Below are 18,509 nucleotides of genomic sequence, written 5' to 3' on the forward strand. Positions count from 1 at the left end.
AGACGCGGCAAGCTGCCCGTCTCCTTTTTTAAAACGGCACTTATGCGTCGATATTTTGCGCAATCAGCGCATTGTTTTCGATAAAGGCGCGGCGCGGTTCGACCTCGTCGCCCATCAGGGTAACGAACACTTCGTCGGCGGCAATGGCATCTTCGATGCGCACTTTCAACAGGCGGCGCACGGCGGGATCCATCGTGGTTTCCCAAAGCTGCTCGGGGTTCATCTCGCCCAAACCTTTGTATCGTTGGATGGACATACCTTTTTGGGCAACGCTCATCAAGATGTCCAAAGCGGTTTCAAAGCTGTCCGCGTCGTACTCGTTCTCGCCTTTGTAGAGCTTGGCGCCCTCGCCGACCAAGCCTTTGAGCGCGGCGGCGGTTTGGGTGAGGGTTTGGTAGGCTTTGCTGTTGAGGAACTTGGGTTCGATGTAGCTGACCATGACGTTGCCGTGCAGCTTGCGCGTGATTTTGATGAACCGGTGTCCTTCATGACCTTCGATGCGTTCGAGGGCGGCTTCTTTTTCGTCAAGCAAACCGGAAAGTTCGGCAACGGCTTTATCGGCGTTTTCAGACGACGTCAAATCAATGGGCGACGCGTGCAGCATGGCACGCAGGACGAGTTCGTCCACGAAGCGGCTTTCCTGTTCGATGACGGTTTTCGCCAACAAGAATTGTTTGGCGGTGTCGGCAAGTTCTGCGCCTTCGATGGTGCGGCCGTCTGAAACGATTTTGGCTTTTTCCAAGGCAAGGCCGAGCAGCCATTGGTCTTTTTCCAGTTCGTCTTTGAGGTAACGCTCCTGCTTGCCGTATTTGGCTTTGTAGAGCGGCGGCTGGGCGATGTAAATGTAGCCGCGCTCGACCAGTTCGGGCATTTGGCGGTAGAAGAAGGTCAGGAGCAGGGTGCGGATGTGCGCACCGTCCACGTCGGCATCGGTCATGATGATGATGCGGTGGTAGCGTAGTTTTTCAGGGTTGAACTCTTCTTTGCCGATGCCTGCACCCAGCGCGGTAATCAGGGTGGCGACCTCTTGGCTGGCGAGCATTTTTTCAAAACGTGCTTTTTCGACGTTCAAAATTTTACCTTTGAGCGGCAAAATCGCTTGGAATTTGCGGTCGCGGCCCTGCATGGCGGAACCGCCTGCGGAGTCGCCCTCGACGAGGTAGAGTTCAGACAGGGCAGGGTCTTTTTCTTGGCAGTCGGCGAGTTTGCCGGGCAGTCCCAAGCCGTCCATCACGCCTTTGCGGCGGGTGATTTCGCGGGCTTTGCGGGCGGCTTCGCGTGCGCGGGCGGCATCGACGATTTTGCCGGTGATGATTTTGGCTTCGTTCGGATTTTCTTCGAGGAAGTCGGTTAGTGCTTGGTTGATGACTTCGTTGACAACGGGGCCGATTTCGCCGGAAACCAGTTTGTCTTTGGTTTGGGATGAGAATTTGGGGTCGGGCAGTTTGACGGACAACACGCAGGTCAAACCTTCGCGCATATCGTCGCCGGCGGTTTCCACTTTGGCTTTTTTGGCGACTTCGTTAGCTTCGATGTAGCTGTTGATGGTGCGCGTCATCACTTGGCGCAGCGCGGTCAGGTGCGTACCGCCGTCGCGCTGAGGGATGTTGTTGGTGAAGCACTGCACGCTTTCCTGATAGCTGTCGTTCCATTGCATTGCGCATTCGACGCTCATGCCGTCTTTCTCGCCGAACGCATAGAAGATTTTTTCGTGCAAGGGCGTTTTTTTGCGGTTCATGTATTGCACGAAGCCCGCCACGCCGCCGGAAAGGGCGAAGCTTTCGTGCTTGCCGTCGCGCTCGTCGGTCAATTCGATGTCCACGCCGTTGTTTAGGAACGAAAGTTCGCGAATACGTTTGGCGAGGATGTCGAAGCTGTATTCGATATTGCCGAAGGTTTCCGTGCCGGCGAGGAAGCGCACGGTCGTGCCTTTTTTGTCGGAATCGCCGACAATTTTCAGCGGCTCTTCGGTTTCGCCGCGTACGAAGCGGACGAAGTGTTCTTTGCCGTCGCGGTAGATGGTCAGCGTTACCCAGTCGGACAGCGCGTTGACGACGGATACGCCCACGCCGTGCAGGCCGCCGGAGATTTTGTAGCTGTTGTTGTCGAATTTGCCGCCCGCGTGCAAGACGGTCATGATGACTTCGGCGGCGGAACGCCCTTCTTTCGGGTGGATGCCGGTGGGCATACCGCGCCCGTTGTCGGCGACGCTGACGGAATGGTCGGCGTGTATCGTTACCGTGATTTTGTCGCAATGTCCGGCGAGTGCTTCGTCGATGGCGTTGTCCAATACTTCAAACACCATATGGTGCAGGCCGCTGCCGTCCTGCGTGTCGCCGATGTACATGCCGGGGCGTTTGCGTACCGCTTCCAAGCCTTCGAGCACCTGGATGCTGTCGGCGCCGTATTCTTCGTGTTTTTGTTCAGTCATATTTTTTGCCGGATTTTGAAAAGATTTTGCGATGCCGCCAAAACAGTCCGCACCTTGTGGAAAAAGCGGGCGGGACGGCGCATATAATTGTGTATTATAGCCGATTTCGCCGCCTGATTCAGCGTTATCCGCATCCGGATGCCGTCTGAAAGGGCGTGCGGCGCATTTGCGGCCGGTACGGGCGCGGAATTTGCCGGCAAAGTGGCAAAAGCGTTTTTTTGCCACTAAAATCTACACCCTATACTTTTCGGACAGGGGCGCGGAAATGGAAATATGGAATATGTTGAACACTTGGCCCGATGCCGTCCCGATACGCGCGGAGGCGGCCGAATCCGTGGCGGCGGTCGCGGCTTTGCTGCTGGCGCGCGCCCTTCTGTTGAACATCCGCTTCAGACGGCATCCGGATTTCGGCATCGAAAGCAAGCGGCGGTTTTTGGTTGCCAGCCGCAATATAACGCTGCTTTTGGTGCTGTTTTCGCTGGCATTTATCTGGTCGGCGCAAATTCAAACGCTGGCTTTGTCGATGTTTGCGGTGGCGGCGGCGGTCGTCGTGGCGACAAAAGAACTGATTATGTGTCTGTCGGGCAGTATTTTAAGGTCTGCCACCCAGCAATACTCGGTCGGCGACTATATCGAAATCAACGGCCTGCGCGGGCGCGTGGTCGACATCAATCTGTTGAACACGCTGATGATGCAGGTCGGTCCGAACCCCTTGGTCGGACAGCTTGCGGGAACCACCGTTTCTTTCCCCAACAGCCTGTTGTTGAGCCACCCCGTGCGCCGCGACAATATTTTGGGCGACTATGTCATCCATACGGTCGAAATCCCCGTTCCCATCCATTTGGATTCGGATGAAGCCGTATGCCGTCTGAAAGCCGTACTCGAGCCCTTGTGCGCGCCCTACATCCCCGCCATTCAGCGGTATTTGGAAAACGTGCAGGCGGAAAAACTGTTTATCACGCCCGCCGCCAGGCCGCGCGTTACCCGCGTACCGTACGACGACAAGGCATACCGCATCATCGTCCGCTTCGCCTCCCCCGTTTCAAAGCGGCTGGAAATCCAACAGGCGGTTATGGACGAATTTTTGCGCGTACAATACCGCCTGTTAAATCATCCCGCCGGCTCCGAAACACTTTAACTTTCCCCGGCCGGCCCCATTTCTGGCTTCAGACGGCATATTGCCGATATGCCGTCTGAAGCACAACACGCAAAGGAAACCCATCTTATGATTGACAACGCACTGCTCCACTTGGGCGAAGAACCCCGTTTTAATCAAATCAAAACCGAAGACATCAAACCCGCCGTCCAAACCGCCATCGCCGAAGCGCGCGGACAAATCGCCGCCGTCAAAGCGCAAACGCACACCGGCTGGGCGAACACCGTCGAGCGTCTGACCGGCATCACCGAACGCGTCGGCAGGATTTGGGGCGTCGTGTCCCATCTCAACTCCGTCGTCGACACGCCCGAACTGCGCGCCGTCTATAACGAACTGATGCCTGAAATCACCGTCTTCTTCACCGAAATCGGACAAGACATCGAACTGTACAACCGCTTCAAAACCATCAAAAATTCCCCCGAATTTGCAACGCTTTCCCCCGCACAAAAAACCAAGCTCGATCACGACCTGCGCGATTTCGTATTGAGCGGCGCGGAACTGCCGCCCGAACGGCAGGCAGAACTGGCAAAACTGCAAACCGAAGGCGCGCAACTTTCCGCCAAATTCTCCCAAAACGTCCTAGACGCGACCGACGCGTTCGGCATTTACTTTGACGATGCCGCACCGCTTGCCGGCATTCCCGAAGACGCGCTCGCGATGTTTGCCGCCGCCGCGCAAAGCGAAGGCAAAACAGGTTACAAAATCGGCTTGCAGATTCCGCACTACCTTGCCGTTATCCAATACGCCGGCAACCGCGAACTGCGCGAACAAATCTACCGCGCCTACGTTACCCGTGCCAGCGAACTTTCAAACGACGGCAAATTCGACAACACCGCCAACATCGACCGCACGCTCGAAAACGCATTGAAAACCGCCAAACTGCTCGGCTTTAAAAATTACGCCGAATTGTCGCTGGCAACCAAAATGGCGGACACGCCCGAACAGGTTTTAAACTTCCTGCACGACCTCGCCCGCCGCGCCAAACCCTACGCCGAAAAAGACCTCGCCGAAGTCAAAGCCTTCGCCCGCGAACACCTCGGTCTCGCCGACCCGCAGCCGTGGGACTTGAGCTACGCCGGCGAAAAACTGCGCGAAGCCAAATACGCATTCAGCGAAACCGAAGTCAAAAAATACTTCCCCGTCGGCAAAGTATTAAACGGACTGTTCGCCCAAATCAAAAAACTCTACGGCATCGGATTTGCCGAAAAAACCGTCCCCGTCTGGCACAAAGACGTGCGCTACTTCGAGCTGGAGCAAAACGGCAAAACCATCGGCGGCGTTTATATGGATTTGTACGCACGCGAAGGCAAACGCGGCGGCGCGTGGATGAACGACTACAAAGGCCGCCGCCGCTTCACCGACGGCACGCTGCAACTGCCCACCGCCTACCTCGTCTGCAACTTCGCCCCGCCCGTCGGCGGCAAAGAAGCGCGTTTAAGCCACGACGAAATCCTCACCCTCTTCCACGAAACCGGCCACGGACTGCACCACCTGCTTACCCAAGTGGACGAACTGGGCGTGTCCGGCATCAACGGCGTCGAATGGGACGCGGTCGAGCTGCCCAGCCAGTTTATGGAAAACTTCGTTTGGGAATACAATGTATTGGCACAAATGTCCGCCCACGAAGAAACCGGCGAGCCCCTGCCGAAAGAACTCTTCGACAAAATGCTCGCCGCCAAAAACTTCCAGCGCGGCATGTTCCTCGTCCGCCAAATGGAATTCGCCCTCTTTGACATGACCATTTACAGCGAAGACAACGAAGGCCGTCTGAAAAACTGGCAGCAGGTTTTAGACAGCGTGCGCAAAGAAGTCGCCGTCATCCAACCGCCCGAATACAACCGCTTCGCCAACAGCTTCGGCCACATCTTCGCCGGCGGCTATTCCGCAGGCTATTACAGCTACGCATGGGCCGAAGTCCTCAGCGCCGATGCCTACGCCGCCTTTGAAGAAAGCGACGACGTCGCCGCCACAGGCAAACGCTTCTGGCAAGAAATCCTTGCCGTCGGCGGCTCCCGCAGCGCGGCGGAATCCTTCAAAGCCTTCCGCGGACGCGAACCGAGCATAGACGCACTGCTGCGCCACAGCGGCTTCGACAACGCGGCTTGATAGTCAGGTTGATATAAAAAGCGGATTCGATGTAGAAATACCTGAATCGTTATCCCCGCGCAGGCGGGAATCCGGAACATAAAATTGAAGAAACCGTTTTACCCGATAAGTTTCTGTGCCGACAAGTCTGGATTCCCGCCTGCGTGGGAATGACGACAAAGATATTTTTATTTGAAATTTACTATAAAAGGCCGTCTGAAAATTTTTCAGACGGCCTTTTTATAATCTAAAACTGTCGGATTCGGGAATACAATCCAAACAGGCTATTGATTATCATAATGCCGAAGTACAAACCCCCAAAGCCGATGGTAATGGTAGCGCAAGAATATTGATTAATTATCCAAACGCATCATGGCTTACACAACGCAGCCATTGAATTAGGCTTCAGCCCACCAATCCCTCCGCCTACGCCGCGCATTCGTGAAAAACGCATAAGACCCGGACATGGTTGGTTGAATTGGTGGAAACGGCTGGCTGAAGCACACCCTACGGCATACCCTGCGTATCTGACGCGACGAAATATAAAATGCCGTCTGAAACAGATTCCCGTTTCAGACGGCATTTTTGCGTACCGGCCGGATTATTTGTTGTCCGGCTTAGATTCCATCGGTGCGGTCAGGGGCAGTTCCGGCATCGTGCGCGCTGATTCGGAAACATTGCCGGAAAGTGCATTCAGGAATACGACGATGTTATCCACATCTTCTTTCGGAATGTCTTTACCCAATTGCGCCTTACCCATGATGGTAACTGCCTTATCCAGCTCCCACACGCTGCCGTTGTGGAAATACGGATAAGTTTTAGCCACGTTACGCAACCCCGGAACACGGAAGAAAAATTCGTCTTCGGTTTTTTTGGTTACGTCAGCACGGCCTTTGTCGCGTTTCGGATCTTCAATGAATTTCCAATACGGCCCTTGGACCAGACCGAATTTCTGGAAGGTCGTGCCTCCAAGGTTGACACCGTTGTGGCAGGCAATACAGCCGTTGTCCATGAACGCGCGCACGCCTTTTCGTTCCTGTTCGCTCAGGGCGTTGACGTTGCCTTTGAGGTATTCGTCCCATTTGGTCGGCGTCAGCAGGGTACGCTCAAACGCACCCAATGCGGTAGTGATGTTTTTAAACGAAACCGCGCCGTCTTCAGGAAAAGCTTTTTTAAACATTTCTTGATATTCGGGAACTTTGGCGATTTTGGCTGCAGCCGCCTCTTGCGAATCATTCGCCATTTCCACCGGATTCACCAAAGGCCCGCCAGCCTGTTCTTCAACATCGGCGGCACGTCCGTCCCAAAACTGGCTGCCCAGCAGCGCAGCATTCAATGCGGTAGGCGAGTTGCGTCCGCCGAACTGCCCTTTGTGCCCCTGACTGGTCGGCATATTGTCCACACCGGCGGAAGCAAGGTTGTGGCAAGAGTTGCAGCTTACGGTATTGCCTTTGGAAAGGCGTGGTTCATACCAGAGTTGGTGTCCGAGTTTGACCTGTTCTTCGGTAAACGGACGGATTTTCTGCATTTCTTCGACAGTCGGCAAAGGTTGGAATACACCTTGCGCGCGTTTCAAAAGGTCTTGGTCTTCGGGCGAGGCCGATGAAGCGGAAGGAACGGCTTCCGAGGCCTGTACTTGGGAAGCCGCTTCGGTCTCGGAAGCAGGAGAAGCATCGCCTGCCGCAGACTTTTCCTGACCGCCGCATGCCGCCAACAGTGAAGACAATGCCAATACTGATGCGAGGTAACGGAGTTTGAAAGACATCGTGTATTCCTTATGGGAGGTTAAAATCATTGTTCAAACCGGCAGGCAAACCTGTTCTGCCGATTATTTCTTCAGTGTACCTATCGCACCTTTAGCCATCTTTGCGGAAAATCAATATTTTATTTTCAATAGCTTTACACAATAATACCGATAGAGAATCAAGTTTAACAAAATGCCGTCTGAAACCGGTAAAGCTTCAGACGGCATTTTATTTTCCGACATCATTGAATCAAACCCAAATGCGATAAGAGCGTCCATGTACCGATGGCAATCAACACCAAACCTCCGGCAAATTCCGCACGCCTGCCGAACAATACGCCAAAAGCCTTTCCCGCCGTCAGCCCGATGGTAACCATTACCGTAGCCGCCATACCGATTACGGCGGCGGCAAAGGCGATGTTTACCTCCATAAACGCCAAGCCCACCCCGACGATCATGGAATCAATACTGGTTCCAAAAGCAGTCAAAACCGTCATCCATAGGCTTTCCTGTTTGCTTTCGCGCACATCTTCCGCCTCGCCGGACAACCCTTCGCGCATCATTTTCAGACCCAGTCCGCCCAACAGGACAAAAGCCACCCAATGGTCCCATTCGCTGATAAACGGCTTGGCATAAAAACCGCCTACCCAGCCCGCCAGCGGCATGAACGCTTCAACCGTACCGAACACCAAAGCCGTTGCTGCAATTTTGCGCGGGGGCATCCTGACCGCCGCGCCCTTTGCCAGCGCGACGGCAAACGCATCCATCGACATTCCCAGCGCAACCAAGAGCAAAGCGTAAAGACTCATACCGCACCCATCCTTAAAAAGGGCGGATTATAACAAAACAGCAAAGCGCGAAAAACGCCGCACGAAAACCCGCATCCCGTTATTCCCGCAAAAACAAAAAATCAAAAACAGAAATCCCGTCATTCCCACGAAAGTGGGAATCCAGCCCCGTCGGCACGGAAACTTATCGGATAAAACGGTTTCTTTAGATTTTACGTTCCGGATTCCCACTTTCGCGGGAATGACGCGGAAAAGTTTTCGTGCCGGTTTGAACCGGTGGGGATGGTGCGGGAATGACGGGATATTTTGCGTTTATAGTGGATTAACAAAAATCAGGACAAGGCGAGGCAACGCCGTACCGGTTTAAATTTAATCCACTATAATAAAAAACGCCCACTGAAACGGCGGGGCGAGGTGTGGAAATGCCGTCTGAAACGGTCAAACGACGTTTCAGACGGCATTTTTATGCCCGGTTATTTCCGGTATCGGACGGCGCGGGACAGGATTTCTTCAATTTCCATCCACATAATGCCCCCTTACAGCAAACCGGCCTGACCCAGTGCGGGATCGGTCGCGCGGGCGGCTTGTGCGTCTTCGACGGTCAGTCCGAGGGCTTTGGCTACGCCTTCACCGTATGCCGGGTCGCAACGGTAGCAGTTGCGGATATGGCGGTATTTGATGAAGTCGGGCGCATCGCCCATGGCTGCGGCGGTGTTGTCAAACAAAGCCTGTTTCTGCGCGTCGTTCATCAGGTTGAACAAGGCGCGCGGTTGGCTGAAGTAGTCGTCATCGTCTTGGCGGTAGTCCCAGTGTGCCGCGTCGCCGTTGATTTTCAAAGGCGGTTCGGCGAAGTCGGGTTGTTGCTGCCATTGGCCGAAGCTGTTGGGTTCGTAGTGCGGCAGGCTGCCGTAGTTGCCGTCGGCGCGGCCTTGTCCGTCGCGCTGGTTGCTGTGAACAGGGCAACGCGGACGATTGACGGGGATTTGGCGGAAGTTCACACCCAAGCGGTAACGTTGCGCGTCGGCGTAATTGAACAAACGGGCTTGCAACATTTTATCCGGGCTCGCGCCGATACCGGGAACGAGGTTGCTCGGTGCGAAGGCGGATTGTTCCACATCGGCGAAGAAGTTTTCGGGATTGCGGTTCAACTCGAATTCGCCCACTTCAATCAGCGGATAGTCTTTTTTCGGCCAAACTTTGGTCAAGTCAAACGGATGATAAGGCACTTTTTCGGCATCGGCTTCAGGCATGACTTGGATGTACATCGTCCATTTCGGGAACTCGCCGCGCTCGATGGCTTCGTACAGGTCGCGCTGATGGCTTTCGCGGTCGTCGGCGATGATTTTTGCAGCTTCTTCGTTGGTCAGGTTTTTAATCCCTTGCTGGCTGCGGAAATGGAATTTCACCCAAAAACGTTCGCCCGCTTCGTTCCAGAAGCTGTAGGTATGCGAACCGAAGCCGTGCATATGGCGGTAGCTGGCGGGAATACCGCGGTCGCTCATCACGATGGTAACTTGGTGCAGGGCTTCGGGCAGCAGCGTCCAGAAGTCCCAGTTGTTTGTGGCGGAACGCATATTGGTGCGCGGATCGCGTTTGACGGCTTTGTTCAGGTCGGGGAATTTGCGCGGGTCGCGCAGGAAGAACACGGGCGTGTTGTTGCCGACCACATCCCAGTTGCCTTCTTCGGTATAGAATTTCAACGCAAAACCGCGGATGTCGCGTTCCGCATCGGCTGCGCCGCGCTCGCCTGCCACGGTGGTGAAACGGGCGAACATCTCGGTTTTTTTGCCGACTTCGCTGAAAATTTTGGCGCGGGTGTATTTGGTGATGTCGTGTGTTACGGTAAACGTACCGAACGCGCCCGAACCTTTGGCGTGCATACGGCGTTCGGGGATGACTTCGCGCACGAAGTCGGCGAGTTTTTCATTCAGCCACAAATCTTGCGTCAGCAGGGGGCCGCGCGGGCCGGCGGTCAGGCTGTTTTGATTGTCGGCAACGGGCGCGCCGTTGTTCATGGTCAGATGGGTTACGGGGCATTTGGAGGTAGTCATCGCTCTTGTTCCTTTTCTCAGGTTGGTCAAATGGGGGGCAAACGGCTTACAGTACGATTTGGCGGAAAGCGTATTCGTAACCGGTTTCTTGATTGTAATAAATTTCTTGAATCGACATTTTATTTTCCTTTTGCAAAAACTATGGATGCGATTATACGCCAAGATTTTCGTTATTAAAACTATGAAATTGATTTAATATTGTTATAAGCAATCAAGTTTCCATTTTCGTTTGTTTTTTGTTATCGGACGGAATCCGAACCCGCTCATTAAAACCATTTATAATGCAATGCCGCTTTGCGGCATTTTTTTGCGCCGACAGGCTGAAAATAACAATTTTCACCGCATTATCATTACCTTAATCGGAATAAAGCTCAAACAGACCCAGCAGCTCGACCAGCGGCTGCAACAATCTTTGCGCGTATTGCAGATGCCGGGTATCGAACTTGAACGCGAGGTCGAAAACTGGCCGTCGGACAACCCCCTGCTCGAACGCAAAGAAACGGATGAATTTTCCGATGCCGAATTCAGCCATTACACCGCGCCCGCGCGTCAAATCGGCGGAGACGAAGGCGAAGATATGCTGTCCAACATCGCCGGCGAAGAAGATTTCAAGCAATACCTGCACGCGCAAGCGTGCGAACACCCCCTTTCCGACCAAGAAGCCGCCTGCGTCCACATCCTTATCGATTTCCTTGACGAGCAGGGCTACCTGACCGACAGCATCGAAGACATCCTGGACCATACGCCCTTGGAGTGGATGTTGGATGAAGCAATGCTGAAACAAGCCCTGACCGCATTGAAAAAATTCGATCCGGCAGGCATGGCCGCCGCCGATGTGACCGAATCGTTGATATTGCAGATAGAAAGATCGGGCGAATGTGCTGCCAAACCCGCCGCCCTGCATATCGTCCGAAACGCCCTCGACAGCATTGACGGCAACCGCAGCCAAACCCCGGCGCGAATAAAAAACGCCTGCCCCAAACCGACAGCGGCACACTCGAAGCCGCACTCGGCCTCATTGCTTCGCTCAACCCCTTTCCCGCCGCCGGTTTTGCCTCGTCCACGCCCAAGTCCTATTCTGACGAGGCACTCGCCAACCTGCTGGCTTTCCGCGGTATAGAGGTTTCCCGCCGCACCGTTGCCAAATACAGAGAATCCCTTGAGATTCCGGCAGCACACAAACGCAAAACCGCAGAATAATTACCGAATAATCTTATAAAGACAACAAACCAAAAGCCGACATTTCTGCGAAAGCGGGAATGCCGAATCCGTCCGCGCGGAAACCTGCATCCCGTCATTCCCGCGAAAGTGGGAATCTAGAACGTAAAATCTGAAGAAACTTTTTTTCGATAAGTTTCTGTACCGGCGGGGCTGGATTCCCGCCTGCGCGAGAATGACGGGATATAAGTTGCTGTGCCGGTTTGAGCCGGTGAGGTTGGTGGCGGGATTGGTTTCGGTGGGCTGAAGCCCACCCTACAGCCCGCCCTACACATCTGAAACTCAACGAACCTGGATTCCCGCTTTCGCGGGAATGACGGGGTTTCGCGGGAATGGCGGGAGTTTGTCAGAAATCACCGAAACTCAAAAGCCGACCACCTTGTTTACGCCTTCAAAATATCGAGAAATTTCAAATCGACTTTTTCGGCATCGAATTTATCTTTGGCAATCGCATAACTTGCATTCCCCATCAGGCGGACGGCAGCCCTGTTTTCGATAAAATAAATCATTTTTTCGGCCAAGATGCGGGGATTCCAAGGTTCGATCAGGAAGCCGTTGACCTTGTCGGCAACCGTTTCCCTGCATCCGGGGACATCCGTCGTAATCACCGCCCTGCCGACGGCCATTGCCTCCTGGGTGCTTCGGGGAACGCCTTCCCTATAATAAGACGGCAATACGAATATATGATGTTCTTTTATCACTTCGGAAACATTGTTTACAAAACCGGGGAAACGGATAATATCGCGGGCGGCAGGCTGTTCCAAATCCCCGCTCCCGCGTGGTTTGTCGATTGCGCCCAAAGCGGTAAAAACCGTATCGGGGTATTTGCCCTTAACCTGTTCCGCCGCCCGAATAAAATCATCAATCCCCTTTTCTTTCAGAAATCTGCCGATAAAGAGGAATTTTACGGGTTCTTTTTCATCGGGAATATCCGCCTCGGAATAAGGATATTGCCGCAAATCCAGACCGATTCCGCCCAAAATATGGATGTTTTTTATTTTGATGCCGTATTGATGCAGCAACTCGTCTTTGTCGTCGGGGTTTAATACAATCAGGCTTTCCAACATCGGCAGGGTAATGCGGTACAAGGCGATTAAAATCCCCTTTATGATTTTTGTTTTTAACGGTATGCCTTCCGGCTGCGGGGTAAATGCGAATCCCAAACCTTCCAGCATCCCGACGATTCTGGGCACGCCTGCCAATTTTGCGGCAAAAGTGCCGAAAATCACGGGTTTTGCGAAATAAGGGAAAACCAAATCCGGCGATATTTTTTTGAGTGCTTTAAATATGAGGAAGGTGGATTTTATATCGGAAAACGGGTTTACCCCGCTGCGGTTTGACCGGTAGGTAACGGGTGTAACCCCCATTTCCCTGATAATGTCCAACTCATTGTCGGAAAACTCCGATACAAATGCATACACCTGATGGTTTTTGCCGATTAATTTTTTAATGACGGGGGCGCGGAAACCGTAAATGCTGGATGCGACTGTTGTGATAAAAACGATTTTCATAAGGCGGACACCTTGAATATAGGATTGGAAATGCGGTCTGCATTGATGAAATGCCGGATACGGGGCGCGGCGGGCAAACCTTTGCCAAGCGCGCCGCATCCGACGCTTCGCCCGCCCGGGCAGGGGCGGCTTCAGACGGCATTTTATCCTGAAATCCGCTGCATAACGCCCAGCGATATACAGTATCGCGTTTTGTGATGATTTTACACCCGAAGGGAAAACGGGCTTATTTGAATGGCGGTTTAATCGCGGCGGTTATTTGCGGTTTGATAAGGCTGATTTGCGTGCCGTGCAGTCCGGCAACGGGCGGGGTGTTTGGAAAATGCCGTCTGAAGGTTTCAGACGGCATTCTGTCATGCGGCGGTTCGGGGTTCGCGGACGGGCAGGACAAGCAGGGCTGCCGTGCCGGCGAGTACGGCATCGGCGTACCACATCCAGCCGTAGTCACCGAATTGTGTAATCACGATGCCGCCGATGTACGAGCCGAGGAATCCGCCGATTTGGTGGGTGAGCATCACCAGTCCGAACAGGGTGGCGAGGTAGCGCGTGCCGAAGAGTTTGCCGGTAACGGCGGCGGTCGGGGCGACGGTGGCGAGCCATGTGAATCCGAGTGCGGCGGCGAAAATGTAAAAGTTGAGGTCGGTTTTGGGTGAGAAGATGTAAATCAGCACCATGGCGACGCGTGAGGCGTAGAGTCCGAACAGGATGTGTTTTCCTTTGAAGCGTCCGGTGCATCAGCCTGAGAACACGCAACCGGCGATGTTTGCCAGTCCGATGATGGCGATGGATGTCGAGGCGACGGTGGCGGGCAGTCCGCACAGGGCGACTTCCGTGGGTAGGTGGGTTACGAGAAAGGCGATGTGGAAGCCGTAGGCGAAAAAGCTCAGGTGCAGCAGGATGTAGCTTGGGGTTTTGAAGGCGGTTTTGACTGCTTCTCCGAGGCTTTGTCCGTGTGTGGCTTGGGTGTGTTGGGTGTGGGCGGCGTTGTTGCCGCCGGCAAGCCACCATGAGACGGGCAGAATCAGCAGGGCGATTGCGCCCCAAACGTAAAATGTACCCGTCCAGCCGACTTCGGGCAGGACGACGAGTCCTTGAGTCCTTGAACCAGCGGTGCGAACAGGAATTGTCCTGCCGAACCGCCTGCGTTGACCAGTCCGGATGCCAAGCCGCGTTTGTGTGTGGGGACTTGGGCGGCGACCTGTCCCATAATGATGGAAAACCCGCCGGAACCGGTGCCGAATGCGAGCAGCAGCCCGACGGCAATCATCAGCCCCCAATAAGTCGGGATGTTGGAGGCAATCAGGCAGGCGCAGACGAGCAGGAGGGCACCGCCGCTTAATACCCTGAACGCGCCGAAACGGTCGGCAAGCGCGCCGGACAATGGTTGCAATACGCCCCACATCAGTTGGAAAACGGTGATGATGAGGCTGAACTGGGCAATGCTCAATTCGGTGGTGTTGACGACGGGTTGGACGAACAGTCCGAGCGTCATCCTCATGCCGATGGTAATCAGCAGGATGAATGCGGCGGCGGCAATGACCGCCCAGAGTTTGGGTGTTTTCGATGCGGTGTGCGTCATAATATGTATTTTGAGTCGGTTAAGTTTGCGAATTTTAACAAACCGGATGATTCGGGCTAAATAATTCCTGATTCTTTGGATATAGCCAACGGTATGTCTGCCGATGCCGTCTGAAAGGGCTTGATGGGCGTTTGCGATTCGGGTTAATATTTGTGCCGTATTTGTTAATTCCAGTTAGTATAGTGGATTAACTTTAAACCGGTACGGCGTTGCCCCGCCTTAGCTCAAAGAGAACGATTCCCTAAGGTGCTGAAGCACCGGGCGAACCGGTTCCGTACCATTTGTACCGTCTGCGGCCCGCCGCCTTGTCCTGATTTTTGTTAATCCACTATAAAAATGCCGTCTGAAACGGTTTCAGACGGCATTTCGATGTCGGCGGCGGCTTTGCGGAATCAGCCTTTGAAGCGTTTGAAGACCAGCGTACCGTTGGTGCCGCCGAAGCCGAAGGAGTTGGAAATGGCAACGTCGATTTCCGCGTCGCGCGCTTCGTTGGCGCAGTAGTCCAAATCGCAGCCGGCTTCAACGTCTTGTTCAAAAATGTTGATGGTCGGCGGGATTTTGCCGTCGTGTATCGCCAAAATGCTGTACACGGCCTCCACGCCGCCCGCCGCGCCGAGCAGGTGGCCGGTCATGGATTTGGTCGAGCTGATGACGGTTTTGCAGGCGTGTTCGCCGAACGCGCGTTTGAGGGCTTTGGTTTCGTTGGCATCGCCCAAGGGGGTGGACGTGCCGTGCGCGTTGACGTAATCCACGTCTTCGGGATTGATGCCGGCATCTTTCAGCGCGCGGGTAACGGCAAGGGCGGGGCCTTCTTCGTTCGGCGCGGTGATATGGTAAGCATCGGAACTCATGCCGAAGCCGACGATTTCGGCGTAGATTTTCGCGCCGCGTTTTTTGGCGTGTTCTAATTCTTCCAACACCAATATGCCCGCGCCTTCGCCGATGACGAAGCCGTCGCGGCCTTTGTCCCACGGACGGGAAGCGGTGGCGGGGTCGTCGTTGCGGGTGGAGAGGGCTTTCATCGCAGCAAAACCGCCCACGCCCAAGGTGCTGATTGCGCCTTCCGCGCCGCCGGCAACCATTATGTCCGCGTCGCCGTATTTGATCAGTCGGGCGGAATCGCCGATGGCGTGCGCGCCGGTGGTACAGGCGGAAACCATGCCGTAGCTCGGGCCGCGGTAGCCTTTGAGGATGGTAACGTGTCCGGAAATCAGGTTGATCAGCGAACCGGGGATAAAGAAAGGGTTGATTTTGCGCGCGCCGCCTTCGATTACGGCTTTGCCGGTGGCCTCGATGCTGGGCAGTCCGCCGATGCCGGAACCGATGTTCACGCCGATGCGGTCTTTGTCGAGGTTTTCCACATCGTCCAAACCCGAATCGGCAATCGCCTGCAATGCGGCGGCGATGCCGTAGTGGATGAACACGTCCATCCGGCGCGCTTCTTTCGCGCTGATGTATTGTCCGATGTCGAAACCGCGCACTTCGCCGGCGACACGGCTGTTGATGTCGGATGCGTCAAAGCGGGTAATCGCGCCGATGCCGCTTTTGCCGGCGAGCAGGTTGTCCCAAGCCTCTGCGGCAGTGTTGCCGACAGGGGAAACCTGACCTAAGCCTGTAATGACTACTCTTCTCTGACTCATGATAACCTCGCTGTTGGTTGTCGGAATGGGGGCATATGCGGCTGTCGTGCAGATGCCGTCTGTAATTTGCGGCAGGGGTTCAAACAGTTTGCCATATAAGGGAAAAGCCTCTATTGCGCGGTGCAGCAGAGGCTGTTGTGTCGGGCGACGACCGGTTAGCCGTTGTGGGCATTGATGTAGTCGATAGCCAGTTGGACGGTGGTGATTTTTTCGGCATCTTCGTCGGGGATTTCGCAGCCGAAGGCTTCTTCCAAAGCCATAACCAGCTCCACGGTATCCAAAGAATCCGCGCCCAAGTCGTCTTGGAAGGAAGATTCGTTTTTCACGTCGGCTTCGTTTACGCCCAGTTGTTCAGCAATAATTTTCTTAACTTGTTGTTCGATGTTTGACATATCAGTCGTTCCTTTATGCCTTGCGGCAGGTTGTTTAAGGGAAATAAATCGGTGGTATTGTACCGATTTTTAATAGAGTTTTCTATCTAATGCCTATTATATCAATATTTGCGGATTTGTACATTTTTGGGTGCGGCGGGTTTTGTCGTTCAAGTTTGACCTGTGTGCCGTATGTTTGGCGGGATTTCGGTTAAAATGGCGGCATTTCCATCTGAAGCAGAAAGCCCTGTCATGTATCCACTTGCCCGCCGCATCCTGTTTGCACTCGATGCCGAAAAAGCCCACCACTTCACGCTCGACGCGCTCAACACGGTTTATAAATTGGGCCTGATTCCCGTAACCGACAACCGTACCAAACCTATAAAACTGATGGGTATGGATTTGCCCAACCCTGTCGGGCTTGCCGCAGGTCTCGACAAAAACGGTGAATACATCGACGCTTTGGGCGCGCTCGGTTTCGGCTTCCTCGAAATCGGCACGGTTACGCGCAACCCGCAGCCCGGCAACCCGCAGCCGCGCCTCTTCCGCGTTCCCGAACACCAAGGCATCATCAACCGAATGGGTTTTAACAACCACGGCATCGACGCGATGATACGCAATATTGAAAAAAGCAAATATCAAGGCGTATTGGGCATCAACATCGGCAAAAACGCGGTTACGCCCATCCAAAACGCCGCCGATGATTATTTAATCTGCCTCGAAAAAGCCTACGCGCACGCAAGCTACATTACCGTCAACATTTCCTCGCCCAACACCAAAAACCTCCGCGCGCTGCAAGGCGGCGGCGAATTGGGCGCATTGCTCGAAGCCCTGAAAAACAAACAGGCGCAGCTTGCCGCCGCCCACGGCAAATACATCCCGCTAGCCGTCAAAATCGCCCCCGATTTGGATGAAGCACAAATCGAAGACATCGCCCGCGTCGTCAAATCCGTCGAAATGGACGGCATCATCGCTACCAACACCACCATCGACAAATCAAGCCTCGGCAGCCATCCGCTCGCAGGCGAGCAGGGCGGTTTGAGCGGTTTTCCCGTGCGCGAAAAAAGCAACCGGGTGCTGAAAAAACTGGCGGAACACATAGACGGCGCATTGCCGATTATCGGCGTAGGCGGCATTATGGAAGGCGGGGACGCGGCAGAGAAAATCCGCTTGGGCACGACCGCCGTCCAAGTGTACAGCGGATTGATATACAAAGGCCCGGCGTTGGTCAAAGAATGTTTGAAGGCATTGGCGCGATGACGCGCCCCACCCAAAATGCCGTCTGAACGCACGTTTTGCCGTTCAGACGGCATTTTCATAGATTGGTATCCGACTGTTGAAGAGGCAATCAGCCGTCATTTGGAAGACTTTTCGTAACAGGCGTCAATCGAAAGGGGCGGAATGACGGGGCAGGCAAACCGATGCGTGAACACGGGGCAGGCAACCGGAGTAAAAAATGAACCTTGATTTAACCGCTCAAAAAGTCCGCCTTTCTTGGAAGGATATTCTGTGGGGGTATGAGAATAAATACTTGGGTTGGGCTGATGTGGCAGCTTATGCCCGAAAAATGACGCTTTCAGATCATGATGAACGCGTGTTCAAGCTATCTTTAACCAACAAATCCAATATTTTTGAATTAAAGCCTGTTCTAGAAGATTTGGCTTCGGAAACGAGGGGTTATTCCCCTAAAAATTGGCTGTACATCCTCCTAAATGACGTATTCCATAGAAAGGAAGAATTTGAGGATCCTCTGGGGGAAGTTGAAAAAATTTATGCGGATTTTGATTACCCGGAAGAAATAGAATCATTTGTCAGGTATATGCCGCCCAAAGACGGCTATATCCCTTCTAATCATAGTTATGAAGAAAATATTGCCCGGTTATATTCTCACTGGGAACACTATTTGAACAACGGCGGCGGGCAGGGTTAAAACCG

The 18,509-nt window shown here is 54.0% G+C and carries 14 protein-coding genes and 1 pseudogene; 6 read left to right on the forward strand and 9 right to left on the reverse strand.

The features are described 5' to 3' along the window. Positions 1 to 40: 40 nt before the first annotated feature. Entirely contained in the window at positions 41 to 2,431 is a 2,391-nt protein-coding gene (gene gyrB / locus HT085_RS10745; protein ID WP_003689984.1) for a DNA topoisomerase (ATP-hydrolyzing) subunit B, read from the reverse strand. A gap of 265 nt (positions 2,432 to 2,696) precedes the next feature. Here gyrB and HT085_RS10750 point away from each other — a divergent pair, with 265 nt between their 5' ends. Both HT085_RS10750 and HT085_RS10755 read left to right on the forward strand, forming a co-directional pair. After that, the gene (locus HT085_RS10750) at positions 2,697 to 3,569 is read left to right on the forward strand and encodes a mechanosensitive ion channel family protein (protein WP_004467023.1); all 873 of its coding nucleotides are present in this window, start codon (positions 2,697 to 2,699) and stop codon (positions 3,567 to 3,569) included. Positions 3,570 to 3,656: 87 nt separating this feature from the next. Continuing rightward, positions 3,657 to 5,693, forward strand: a complete 2,037-nt coding sequence (locus HT085_RS10755; RefSeq protein ID WP_003690348.1) for a M3 family metallopeptidase — start codon at positions 3,657 to 3,659, stop codon at positions 5,691 to 5,693. 580 nt (positions 5,694 to 6,273) lie between these two features. On the opposite strand, the gene HT085_RS10760 is transcribed toward HT085_RS10755, so the two are convergent. The 3 genes from HT085_RS10760 to katA form a co-directional block, all read right to left on the reverse strand. Next, positions 6,274 to 7,437, reverse strand: a complete 1,164-nt coding sequence (locus HT085_RS10760) for a cytochrome-c peroxidase (protein ID WP_003705279.1) — start codon at positions 7,435 to 7,437, stop codon at positions 6,274 to 6,276. Positions 7,438 to 7,658: 221 nt separating this feature from the next. Beyond that, entirely contained in the window at positions 7,659 to 8,225 is a 567-nt protein-coding gene (locus HT085_RS10765) for a manganese efflux pump MntP (RefSeq protein WP_003690352.1), read from the reverse strand. 515 nt (positions 8,226 to 8,740) lie between these two features. After that, positions 8,741 to 10,255 carry a catalase KatA gene (katA, locus tag HT085_RS10770; protein ID WP_003689973.1) on the reverse strand — a complete coding sequence of 505 codons (1,515 nt, stop codon included), beginning with the start codon at positions 10,253 to 10,255 and terminating at the stop codon, positions 8,741 to 8,743. 307 nt (positions 10,256 to 10,562) lie between these two features. On the opposite strand from katA, the gene HT085_RS10775 reads away from it, so the two are divergent. Further along, positions 10,563 to 11,375, forward strand: coding sequence for an RNA polymerase factor sigma-54 (locus HT085_RS10775; RefSeq protein ID WP_438941664.1), 813 nt, complete (start codon positions 10,563 to 10,565; stop codon positions 11,373 to 11,375). Next, entirely contained in the window at positions 11,372 to 11,455 is an 84-nt protein-coding gene (locus tag HT085_RS12330; protein ID WP_431607045.1) for an RNA polymerase factor sigma-54, read from the forward strand. The genes HT085_RS10775 and HT085_RS12330 overlap by 4 nt, the downstream gene beginning before the upstream one ends. Before the next feature lie 401 nt (positions 11,456 to 11,856). Here HT085_RS12330 and HT085_RS10780 read toward each other — a convergent pair whose 3' ends face one another. The 5 genes and pseudogenes from HT085_RS10780 to acpP all read right to left on the reverse strand — a co-directional run bounded on the left by HT085_RS10780 (position 11,857) and on the right by acpP (position 16,595). Then, positions 11,857 to 12,984 carry a glycosyltransferase family 4 protein gene (locus tag HT085_RS10780; protein WP_003690357.1) on the reverse strand — a complete coding sequence of 376 codons (1,128 nt, stop codon included), beginning with the start codon at positions 12,982 to 12,984 and terminating at the stop codon, positions 11,857 to 11,859. Positions 12,985 to 13,210: 226 nt separating this feature from the next. Then, positions 13,211 to 13,333 (reverse strand): hypothetical protein, encoded by a 123-nt coding sequence (locus HT085_RS12100; protein WP_010359328.1) that lies wholly within the window; start codon positions 13,331 to 13,333, stop codon positions 13,211 to 13,213. Between the two features lie 4 nt (positions 13,334 to 13,337). Further along, positions 13,338 to 14,563, reverse strand: a pseudogene (locus tag HT085_RS10785) (MFS transporter). Positions 14,564 to 14,955: 392 nt separating this feature from the next. Continuing rightward, entirely contained in the window at positions 14,956 to 16,203 is a 1,248-nt protein-coding gene (gene fabF, locus HT085_RS10790) for a beta-ketoacyl-ACP synthase II (RefSeq protein ID WP_003689969.1), read from the reverse strand. A 155-nt stretch (positions 16,204 to 16,358) separates the two neighbouring features. Continuing rightward, on the reverse strand, positions 16,359 to 16,595 hold the full coding sequence (acpP, locus tag HT085_RS10795; protein ID WP_003689968.1) for an acyl carrier protein: 237 nt from the start codon (positions 16,593 to 16,595) through the stop codon (positions 16,359 to 16,361). Positions 16,596 to 16,826: 231 nt separating this feature from the next. Here acpP and HT085_RS10800 point away from each other — a divergent pair, with 231 nt between their 5' ends. After that, on the forward strand, positions 16,827 to 17,834 hold the full coding sequence (locus tag HT085_RS10800; protein WP_003689966.1) for a quinone-dependent dihydroorotate dehydrogenase: 1,008 nt from the start codon (positions 16,827 to 16,829) through the stop codon (positions 17,832 to 17,834). A gap of 196 nt (positions 17,835 to 18,030) precedes the next feature. Beyond that, the gene (locus tag HT085_RS10805; RefSeq protein WP_003689964.1) at positions 18,031 to 18,504 is read left to right on the forward strand and encodes a DUF2247 family protein; all 474 of its coding nucleotides are present in this window, start codon (positions 18,031 to 18,033) and stop codon (positions 18,502 to 18,504) included. The last annotated feature ends 5 nt before the right edge of the window (positions 18,505 to 18,509 follow it).

The sequence above is a fragment of the Neisseria gonorrhoeae genome, from assembly GCF_013030075.1.
Lineage (GTDB): Bacteria > Pseudomonadota > Gammaproteobacteria > Burkholderiales > Neisseriaceae > Neisseria > Neisseria gonorrhoeae.

Excerpts from the sequence above, each read along its gene's own strand:
- gyrB (WP_003689984.1), bottom strand. The coding sequence starts at position 2,431 with ATGACTGAACAAAAACACGAAGAATACGGCGCCGACAGCATCCAGGTG.
- HT085_RS10750 (WP_004467023.1), top strand. The coding sequence starts at position 2,697 with ATGGAAATATGGAATATGTTGAACACTTGGCCCGATGCCGTCCCGATA.
- HT085_RS10755 (WP_003690348.1), top strand. The coding sequence starts at position 3,657 with ATGATTGACAACGCACTGCTCCACTTGGGCGAAGAACCCCGTTTTAAT.
- HT085_RS10760 (WP_003705279.1), bottom strand. The coding sequence starts at position 7,437 with ATGTCTTTCAAACTCCGTTACCTCGCATCAGTATTGGCATTGTCTTCA.
- HT085_RS10765 (WP_003690352.1), bottom strand. The coding sequence starts at position 8,225 with ATGAGTCTTTACGCTTTGCTCTTGGTTGCGCTGGGAATGTCGATGGAT.
- katA (WP_003689973.1), bottom strand. The coding sequence starts at position 10,255 with ATGACTACCTCCAAATGCCCCGTAACCCATCTGACCATGAACAACGGC.
- HT085_RS10780 (WP_003690357.1), bottom strand. The coding sequence starts at position 12,984 with ATGAAAATCGTTTTTATCACAACAGTCGCATCCAGCATTTACGGTTTC.
- HT085_RS12100 (WP_010359328.1), bottom strand. The coding sequence starts at position 13,333 with ATGCCGTCTGAAACCTTCAGACGGCATTTTCCAAACACCCCGCCCGTT.
- fabF (WP_003689969.1), bottom strand. The coding sequence starts at position 16,203 with ATGAGTCAGAGAAGAGTAGTCATTACAGGCTTAGGTCAGGTTTCCCCT.
- acpP (WP_003689968.1), bottom strand. The coding sequence starts at position 16,595 with ATGTCAAACATCGAACAACAAGTTAAGAAAATTATTGCTGAACAACTG.
- HT085_RS10800 (WP_003689966.1), top strand. The coding sequence starts at position 16,827 with ATGTATCCACTTGCCCGCCGCATCCTGTTTGCACTCGATGCCGAAAAA.
- HT085_RS10805 (WP_003689964.1), top strand. The coding sequence starts at position 18,031 with ATGAACCTTGATTTAACCGCTCAAAAAGTCCGCCTTTCTTGGAAGGAT.